Consider the following 1,727-nt stretch of genomic DNA (forward strand, 5'->3'; position numbering starts at 1 on the left):
CAGACTGTAGACAAACTCGAAGAAATTCGAGTTTGCCTACAGTCTTTTTTGTTTTAAAATAAATTTAAATGATGAAAACCGTTGATTTCCATTCCAGGGGACGCGTTTCGCGGGCGGGTGCCAATCCTCCTCGTCGCTACGCTCCTGCGGTGTATCGGCAGTCCCGCTATTCCCGCAGAAGTCGCCCCTTCCATTCCAATCAACTTGATCTATTCTTTCTAATATAGTTTATCTAAATCAAAGAGGTGTCCCGATATGATGACTAAAAACCAAATGAATGAACGTAATCAATTAGAAATGTTGACGATTGAACAACTTGTCCCAGAAAATCATCTCGTACGTAAATTAGAGGCAGCCATTGACTTTTCGTTTGTATATCCATTAGTTGAAAACTTATATTCACCTTTCGGTAGACCAAGTATTGATCCTGTTGTCTTATTTAAAATGACAATGATTCAATACGTTTTTGGTATTCGTTCGATGCGTCAAACGATTAAGGAAATTGAAACGAATGTAGCGTATCGCTGGTTTTTAGGCTTCGGTTTTCATACAGAAGTGCCTCACTTCTCAACGTTTGGCAAAAATTATACACGGCGTTTTGAGGATACAGATGTATTTGAACAGATTTTCTATCGCATCTTGAAAGAAATTGTGGATGCGGGTTTATTATCAGCTGACCATATCTTTATTGATTCTACGCATGTTAAGGCAAGTGCGAATAAACGAAAATTTGATAAGAAGATGGTTCGAAAAGAGACACGTGCTTATGAAGAAAAGCTACAAGAAGAGTTAAACATAGACCGTGAAAAGAACGGGAAAAAGCCGTTTCCACCGGAGAAGTTTGAAAAGGAAGAATGGAAAGAAATCAAAGAGAGCACAACGGACCCTGAAAGTGGTTACTATGTGAAGGACGAACGGACAAAACAATTTGCCTATTCATTTCATGCAGCGACAGATGAACGTGGCTTTGTATTAGGTACGATTGTGACACCGGGCAATATCCATGATAGTCATATGCTGCAACCGCTTGTTGAAAAGGTCATTCATCGTGTGAAAAAGCCTGTGGCTGTTGCTGCGGATGCGGCTTATAAAACACCTGCGATTACGAACTTTTTATTAGAAAATCAAATGTTGCCTGTTCTTCCTTATACAAGACCGAAAACGAAAGATGGCTTCTTCCGTAAACATGAGTATGTCTATGATGAGCACTATAATTGCTATATTTGCCCGAATGACCAGATGTTGCGCTATACAACGACGACGAAAGAAGGCTATCGCCAATACAAATCGAATCCAGCGGTTTGTGCAGATTGCCCATTTCTAGCACAATGTACGGAAAGTAAAAATCATACGAAAATGATTCAGCGACATATTTGGGCAGATTATCTAGAAGAAGCCGAACATCTTCGTCATCATCATGAAATTAAATCCATTTATGCAAAACGAAAAGAGACGGTTGAGCGTGTCTTTGCGGATGCGAAAGAGAAGCATGGTATGCGATGGACAACGCTAAGAGGCCTTAAAAAATTGTCCATGCAGGCGATGCTTACTTTTGCTGCCATGAACTTGAAGAAACTTGCCACATGGACTTGGCAAGGAGCTTAGATGAGGGCATCTTCCCTCGAAGAGGAGCCCTTTTACAGAACTTCGGAGCCTAATTTGATAAAAGAAATGACAAAAGGCATCGAGAGACGAGCTCTCGATGCCTTTTGTCGACAACCTGAAAC

Annotated in this window: 1 protein-coding gene; it reads left to right on the forward strand. The window is 40.7% G+C overall.

The features are described from left to right. The first annotated feature begins 255 nt into the window (after nt 1–255). A complete protein-coding gene (locus H9635_RS19070; protein ID WP_191701905.1) occupies nt 256–1,605 on the forward strand; it encodes an IS1182 family transposase in 1,350 nt (449 codons plus the stop codon). The last annotated feature ends 122 nt before the right edge of the window (nt 1,606–1,727 follow it).

Source organism: Solibacillus faecavium (assembly GCF_014836905.1).
Lineage (GTDB): Bacteria > Bacillota > Bacilli > Bacillales_A > Planococcaceae > Solibacillus > Solibacillus faecavium.

Coding starts and splice junctions, on each gene's coding strand:
- H9635_RS19070 (WP_191701905.1), top strand. CDS start 256: ATGATGACTAAAAACCAAATGAATGAACGTAATCAATTAGAAATGTTG.